Consider the following 6,962-nt stretch of genomic DNA (forward strand, 5'->3'; position numbering starts at 1 on the left):
GACCGACGACTTCGACATGTCCGACCTGCCGCCTGCCAAGCGCGTGATGTCGACCGCGCCGGCCTCGCCACGTGAAGAGGCGATCGAGCGGGCGCTGCGGCCCAAGCTGTTTGACGACTACGTCGGCCAGACCAAGGCGCGGGAGCAATTGGAAATTTTCATCGGTGCGGCGAAAAAGCGCAGCGAGGCGCTCGATCATGTGCTGCTGTTCGGCCCGCCCGGTCTGGGTAAAACCACGCTGTCGCACATCATTGCGCATGAACTCGGCGTCAACATGCGCTCGACTTCCGGCCCGGTGCTGGAAAAGCCGAAGGACCTGGCGGCGCTGCTGACCAACCTGGAAAAAAACGACGTCCTGTTCATCGACGAAATTCACCGCCTGAGCCCGGTGGTCGAGGAAATCCTTTATCCGGCGCTGGAGGACTACCAGATCGACATCATGATCGGCGAAGGTCCGGCGGCGCGCAGCATCAAGCTCGATTTGCAGCCCTTCACGCTGGTCGGCGCGACAACCCGCGCCGGGATGCTGACCAATCCGTTGCGCGATCGCTTCGGCATCGTGGCGCGGTTGGAGTTTTACACGCCCGAAGAACTGGCGCGCATCGTCAGGCGCAGCGCCGGCCTGCTCAATGCACCGATGGACGAGGAGGGTGGCTTCGAGATTGCGCGCCGCTCACGCGGCACGCCGCGCATTGCCAACCGCCTGTTGCGCCGGGTACGCGACTACGCCGACGTCAAAGGCACCGGCCAGATCACGCTGGATATTGCCAACAAGGCGCTGGCCATGCTCGACGTGGATCCTCAGGGCTTTGACCTAATGGACCGCAAATTTCTCGAAGCCATCATTCACCGTTTCGACGGTGGCCCGGTCGGGCTGGACAACATCGCCGCCAGCATTGGCGAGGAGCCCGGCACGATTGAGGATGTGATCGAGCCTTATCTTATCCAGCAGGGTTTTTTGCAGCGCACGCCGCGGGGGCGCATGGCGACACTGGCGGCCTACCGGCACTTGGGGGTGGCGCCGCGCAGCAATGGCGAAACGCTGTTTGATGTCTGAGCCTTAGGGTCTTCTGGTGCCATCGGCGGTGGCTGCCCTGGCTTTATTTGCTATTTTGTTGATAGCAAGCTATGACCGTTATTAATGGACTTCAGGCATGAATCTCTGGAAATACTGACGTGGCTGAATTTTTAGCTCATAGCGCCACGCGCATCGACCCGGATGATGCGTTCCACCGTTCCCTGGCGCAGTCCGCCGCTCACGCCGATCATCACGTCGTGCAGGTTGACGGTCGGGTCGCAGTGCCCTGGAATGAGCCATAACATTTGTCCCAGTCCCGGCAGGCGGGTGCAGCCTGCAGCCGGCCGCAAAATGCCGTGCTCGTCGCCGCCATTGAAGTACTCCAGTTCGCTGCCGGGGTCGAGCGCATGAACCAGCGGCAAGCCCGAATCAATGGCGTGGCTTTTATGGCCAGCGTCGCATACGGCATGGTCGCTGTGGCTGCTCATCACCTGTGTCTTGACGAACAGCGCGTGCTCAAATTGTGGTTGCGCCGGGTCGCGCTCGTTGCGCGCGTCGTCGGCGTCCATAAACATGAATGCGCCGGCCTGCAATTCACCGTAAACGCCGCTGGCGGCCTCCAGAACCAGGCTGCCGGTGCCGGCGCCCGTGACCAGGCCGACCTCAATTCCCTGCGCCTGGAGAAGCTCGCGCGTCAGCACGACGGCAGCCACCGCACTGGCAATGGCAACTCGCCGCTCCTGCGCAGTGCGTAAATGCTGAGCCTTGCCGTGGTATGCCTGCAAGCCGGCGAAGCGCAAGGCGGGGTGTTTGCGGATTTCCAGCGCCAGCGTGACGGCGGCGGAACCTGGCTCGACGCCACAGCGACCCTGGCCCACGTCCACTTCGACAAACACATCAATCACCGTGCCAACGCTGCTGCCTGCATGGGCGTTGATGCGCGCCTGGGTCATGGCTTGCGCCAACCGGATCACCCCTTCGCTGCTGTCCACGGCAATGGCGAGCTGGCCGCCGCCCTGGACGGCCAGCTTTTGCGCCAGTCGCGCCACGCGGGCGAGTTTGGCCGGGGCAATTACCTGGTTGCTGATGTAGACGTTGTGGACGCCGCCGGCCACCATGATTTCGGCCTCTGCGGTTTTTTGCACGCACACTCCCACGGCACCCGCCTTAACCTGCATTTTGGCCAGGGCAACGCTTTTGTGGAGCTTGGCGTGCGGGCGCCAGCGGATGTTGTGTTTTTTGGCAAATTCCGCCATTCGACCCAGGTTGCGCTTCATGGCATCCAGGTCAATCACGAGGCTGGGGGTGTCAATGTCCTGGACCGGTTTGCCGGCCATTTCAGACCAGCGGGAAGGCGGGGTACTCATGAGGGTGTGGCTCCGTCTGCGTTACCCGTAGCCAGCATCGCGACGGGTTTGGCCGGCAAACCAAACCGGTTGTCGTCAAGCGCCTCGTTATTCAGGTGCTGCGTGTCTGCCCAGCCAACCAGCGTAAAACCTTCGGGCGTCCAGAGCAGGCGGTTGATGGCTGCGTTGCCCAGGGCCCAGGTGCGCGGCGCCTGAATGTCCAGTCTGGTGGCGGCGCGATACAGCACGTCCATCACGCCGCCGTGACCCACCAGGGCGATCAACTCGCCCGGATGCTTCGCTGCCAACCGTTCTGCGGCCTCGACAACCCGGTGGTGCAAGGCCAGTAAAGACTCGCCGCCTGGCGGGGCAAATTCAGGCTCCCGCTTGCGCCAGCGCAGGGACTGTTCAGGCAGCAAGGCCTCAATTTCGGCAAACGTTTTACCCTGGAAATCACCAAAACCGCGTTCTCGCAGGCCTTTTTCCGCGGTAACTTCCAGCCCGTGAGCACGCCCCAGGAATTCGGCTGTCTGCCAGGCCCGGGTCAGGTCACTCGCGTAAACGGCGGCGATGGGATCGTCCCTGAGCGCCTGTGCCATGCGCGATGCCTGCTGGCGGCCCGTGGCATTCAGGGGGATATCAAGATGGCCCTGGATGCGGGTGTCCAAGTTCCAAGTGGTTTCGCCATGGCGTATGGCAACGATGCGGGTTGGTTCATTCATTTTAGAAGCGCATTACACGCAGTGAAAAACGGGGGGCCATAAACGAAGCGCCGGGCCGCCCCAAGCGAAGTTCAGCCCCCTCGAAGGGCAGCGCAGTACGCGCAGCGACGAGCGTGGGGGCCGCGAACGAAGCGCTGGGCCGCCCCAAGTGGAGTTCAGCCCCCTCGGGGGGCAGCGCAGTACGCGCAGCGACGAGCGTGGGGGCCATGAACGAAGCGCCGGGCCGCCCCAAGCGGAGTTCAGCCCCCTCGGGGGGCCGCGCAGTACGCGCAGCGACGAGCGTGGGGGCCATATCCTCTTTAGCGCGGAAGCTGGACGTTGATCCGGCGTGGTCCGGCAAGGGGCTGGGGGAATCCGCTCAAGGCGGCGTCCAGCATGGCGGACAGTACCCGCAAGGTTTCGCTTTGCGCGCCATCGCTCAGAGCGTGGGTTTCAAAGACCACTTGGCCGGAAGCCAGGTCACGCATCAGCAAGGTCAGTTCACGCCGGTAATAGGGTTCGGAAAAGCGCATCGGCAGGGACAGGCCGACTGATGCGCCGCTGCTGAAGCCGCCCAGAAAAACGCCTGGCGTGGCAAATCCGAAACCGTCATAGCCCGGCTGGTCATAGGGTAGACGCTCCACTACCTGCGTGTTGACCATGACCTGAACGCTGTAACGCACCGCTGCGGGGTCAGCCTGCATGCCGACCCTGGCCAGCGCAGTGCGCGTGAGGCCTTCGACATAGTCCTGCTGCGCACCAACGACCCGCTGTGAGGGCAGGCGCTCAAAACGAAAGGTGGTGCCTGGTCCAGGCGGCGCGGCCCCCCATTGATAAAACGCGGTCACATCGCTGTCGACCCCCCGCATGGTCGCGCAACCCACCATGAAAAAACTCATGATTGATATAAAAAAAATAGCTGAAAGTGATCGTTTCATAGAAACCTAAAAGCAAATTTTTCAAATCAAGATGGATGAGTGGCAATTGCCATCACCGACAGGCCAGGCAGTGCCGCTTCCCTGAAATCCTCGGCATCAAAGCCCTTGTCGCCCTCGGGATCGGCGACCCCAGTGGTTTTGATGTTTTTGAAATCATGACGCTTGCTGTCCATTAAATGCGAAGGCACGATGTTCTGTAACGCCGAGAACATGTTTTCGACCCGCCCGGGATACTGCTTTTGCCATTCGCGCAGCATGTTGCCGACCTGCTTGCGCTGCAGGTTTTCCTGGCTGCCGCACAGGGTGCAGGGAATGATCGGAAAGTCCTGCACCTGCGCCCAGCGAACCAGGTCCTTTTCGCTAACATAAGCCATCGGGCGAATTACGATATTGTTGCCGTCATCGCTCACCAGCTTGGGCGGCATGCCCTTGAGCTTGGCGGCAAAAAATAGGTTCAAAAAGAAAGTCTGCAACATGTCGTCGCGGTGATGGCCAAGTGCTATTTTCGTCGCGCCGAGTTCGCCAGCCACCCGATACAGGATGCCGCGGCGCAGCCGCGAACATAGCGAGCACAGCGTCTTGCCCTCGGGAATCACACGGGTAACGATGCTGTAGGTGTCCTGATTCTCGATGTGAAAAGGCACGCCCACCTTGCCCAGGTAGTCGGGCAGCACCTGTTCGGGAAAGCCGGGTTGTTTCTGGTCCAGGTTGACGGCGATCAGCTCAAAATTGATGGGCGCGCGCTTTTGCAGTTTCAGCAAAATGTCGAGCATGGCGTAGCTGTCCTTGCCGCCCGACACGCAGACCATCACCTTATCGCCTTCTTCAATCATGTTGAAATCGACGATTGCCCGGCCCACCTCTCGGCACAGACGTTTTTCCAGCTTGCGGTCTTCGCGCTCGATCTTCATGGAGTTCTGTACCCGGGCAGAAGTCTCCAGCTGTTCGTCTATCCAGACTGCGCTCATGAATATTGCCCCCATACTTGCGCAATACGCGATACGGCCCCACGAGGTGGCGTCCGCTGCCTGAAACGGTTGTGCACTGCGCCCATCACCACTTTCCCGTCTCGACGCGAATGGCTACTTCGCAATCGTCAAAAATCTCAAGTTTTGCAATTTTGACCCGCACGCCCAGCACACCTGGCAGCAACATCAGCCGGTGCGCCAGTTTGCCGATCAGACTCTCCAGCAGATTGGCGTGTTCGGCGGTGCAATCGGTGATGATGATCTGGCGCACCTTGCGGTAGTCAAGCACATGATTGATGTCATCGTCGTGTGGTAGCAGCGGCTGCAGGCCCAGGTTCAACTCGGCATCGACCTGAATTGGCTGGGGCGCTTTTTTTTAGTTGGCCAGGATGCCCAGGTTTGGGTGAAAACCCAAACCGGTCAGGCTGAGAATTCGGGTGCCCTGGGTGTAAAGCATGGTGACAGTCTGTAATAAGTGAAGTGTGATGTCTGTCAGCCATTGCCGACGCTTGCGCGACCAGGGCTCACATCAGCGAAAAGTCGCGCTCAAAACGCATCAGGTGCTGGCCGCCATCGACCAGCAGCGTGGTGCCGGTGATGGATGAATTTTCAAGCGCGAACTTCACCGTAGCGGCCACATCGGCCGGCGTCGAAGACCGGCCAAGCAGCGAAAGCTTGTGCCGCGCCGCGAACTCGTCATCGCTTAGTAAATGGCTGGTCAGTGTCAGACCAGGGGCGACGCCCACCACGCGCACCTGCGGCGCCAGCGCCATCGCCAGCATGGTGCCGGCCGCTTCCAGTGCGGCTTTGGACAAGGTGTAGCTGAAGAAATCGGGGTTCTGGTTCCAAAGTTTCTGGTCGAGCAGATTGACGACAGCGCCCATGGTGTTTTGCGCTCTCGCGTGCTCATACAGCGCCTGCGCCAGCAGGATGGCGGCGCCGGTATTGCCGTGCAGATGCTTGTCCATGGCAGCAAAGCCAAAGCTGGCTGCGGTGTCATGCTCGAAGGTCGATGCGCTGTTGACTACGGCGTCTATTCGGCCAAAATGGGCGGCCACGCGAGGCAGCAAGCCGCGGACTGCCTCCTCATCCGTAAAATCCGCGCGAAAAGCCGCTGCAGACCCTGATAAACGGACACAGTCGGCTACCGTTTTAATAGCGTCAGCTTCCGAGCTCCGATAATGCACCGCGACCTGCCAGCCGCCAGCCGCCAGCGCCAGCGCGATCTCGCGGCCGAGTCGCATAGCGGCGCCGGTTACGAGAACAACGGGTTGGGACGGGGATGGAGTCATCGGTTTGCGGTAGGTAAAAGGTGTGGCTATATATTTGGCGGTTTTTGCCAGAGGTGAATCGCCGACAATCGCCATCGGTGACCCATATGACCAATCGCGCTATTTTAACGAACACCCTGCAGGCACACATCGTCACGGCCATTCACGATGCAGGCGGCTGGCTGGGCTTTGATCAATTCATGGCGTTGGCGCTGTATGCGCCTGGCCTGGGTTACTACGCCAAAGATTCCCGCAAGTTCGGGATGATGCCGGCGGGAGGCAGCGATTTTGTCACTGCGCCAGAGCTGTCGCCGCACTTTGGCCAAACCCTCGCACGCCAGCTGGCGCAGGCGCTGCAGGCGTCGCAAACGGCTGAAATCTGGGAATTCGGCGCAGGCTCCGGTGCGCTGGCGCAGCAGCTGCTCGATACGCTTGGACCTCGGGTGGATCGTTACACGATTGTTGATTTGTCCGGCAGTCTGCGCGAACGCCAGCGTGAACGGCTGGCGGCTTATGGCGACAAAGTGCAGTGGGCGAACCAATTGCCCCGGCAAATGCGCGGTGTGGTGTTGGGCAATGAGGTGCTTGATGCGATGCCGGTCGAGTTGCTTGCGCGGCTGAACGGCGTCTGGCACGAGCGGGGCGTGGTTCTGCATGAGGGCCGCCTCACTTACGCCGATCGGCCGACTGACCGGCGGCCGCCGCTGGAAGTTGCCGGCC

General features: G+C 61.0%; 7 protein-coding genes and 1 pseudogene. 2 read left to right on the forward strand and 6 right to left on the reverse strand.

Going from position 1 to position 6,962, the window contains the following annotated elements; translation table 11 throughout:
- Positions 1–1,057, forward strand: a 1,057-nt coding sequence (gene ruvB / locus HHJ19_RS12070) for a Holliday junction branch migration DNA helicase RuvB (RefSeq protein ID WP_296907662.1), incomplete at its 5' end; no start/stop codon positions are given.
- Positions 1,058–1,188: 131 nt separating this feature from the next.
- Here the strand turns inward: ruvB and HHJ19_RS12075 are convergent.
- The 6 genes and pseudogenes from HHJ19_RS12075 to HHJ19_RS12100 form a co-directional block, all read right to left on the reverse strand.
- On the reverse strand, positions 1,189–2,385 hold the full coding sequence (locus HHJ19_RS12075) for a DSD1 family PLP-dependent enzyme (protein WP_296907664.1): 1,197 nt from the start codon (positions 2,383–2,385) through the stop codon (positions 1,189–1,191).
- The gene (locus HHJ19_RS12080) at positions 2,382–3,086 is read right to left on the reverse strand and encodes a histidine phosphatase family protein (protein WP_296907666.1); all 705 of its coding nucleotides are present in this window, start codon (positions 3,084–3,086) and stop codon (positions 2,382–2,384) included. The genes HHJ19_RS12075 and HHJ19_RS12080 overlap by 4 nt, the downstream gene beginning before the upstream one ends.
- Positions 3,087–3,385: 299 nt before the next feature.
- Complete coding sequence (locus tag HHJ19_RS12085; RefSeq protein ID WP_296907669.1) at positions 3,386–3,964, reverse strand: DUF4136 domain-containing protein; 579 nt, start codon at positions 3,962–3,964, stop codon at positions 3,386–3,388.
- Between the two features lie 65 nt (positions 3,965–4,029).
- On the reverse strand, positions 4,030–4,971 hold the full coding sequence (gene ttcA / locus HHJ19_RS12090) for a tRNA 2-thiocytidine(32) synthetase TtcA (protein ID WP_296907671.1): 942 nt from the start codon (positions 4,969–4,971) through the stop codon (positions 4,030–4,032).
- Between the two features lie 85 nt (positions 4,972–5,056).
- A pseudogene (locus HHJ19_RS12095) lies at positions 5,057–5,428 on the reverse strand (dihydroneopterin aldolase).
- A 67-nt stretch (positions 5,429–5,495) separates the two neighbouring features.
- Positions 5,496–6,263, reverse strand: a complete 768-nt coding sequence (locus HHJ19_RS12100; RefSeq protein WP_296907674.1) for an SDR family oxidoreductase — start codon at positions 6,261–6,263, stop codon at positions 5,496–5,498.
- 86 nt (positions 6,264–6,349) lie between these two features.
- On the opposite strand from HHJ19_RS12100, the gene HHJ19_RS12105 reads away from it, so the two are divergent.
- Positions 6,350–6,962, forward strand: a 613-nt coding sequence (locus HHJ19_RS12105) for an SAM-dependent methyltransferase (RefSeq protein WP_296907676.1), incomplete at its 3' end; no start/stop codon positions are given.

The sequence above is a fragment of the Polaromonas sp. genome (assembly GCF_012927415.1).
Lineage (GTDB): Bacteria > Pseudomonadota > Gammaproteobacteria > Burkholderiales > Burkholderiaceae_C > Polaromonas.

What these genes read in the sequence shown, in the direction of transcription:
- HHJ19_RS12075 (WP_296907664.1), bottom strand. Translation starts at nt 2,385, where the DNA reads ATGAGTACCCCGCCTTCCCGCTGGTCTGAAATGGCCGGCAAACCGGTC.
- HHJ19_RS12080 (WP_296907666.1), bottom strand. Translation starts at nt 3,086, where the DNA reads ATGAATGAACCAACCCGCATCGTTGCCATACGCCATGGCGAAACCACT.
- HHJ19_RS12085 (WP_296907669.1), bottom strand. Translation starts at nt 3,964, where the DNA reads ATGAGTTTTTTCATGGTGGGTTGCGCGACCATGCGGGGGGTCGACAGC.
- ttcA (WP_296907671.1), bottom strand. Translation starts at nt 4,971, where the DNA reads ATGAGCGCAGTCTGGATAGACGAACAGCTGGAGACTTCTGCCCGGGTA.
- HHJ19_RS12100 (WP_296907674.1), bottom strand. Translation starts at nt 6,263, where the DNA reads ATGACTCCATCCCCGTCCCAACCCGTTGTTCTCGTAACCGGCGCCGCT.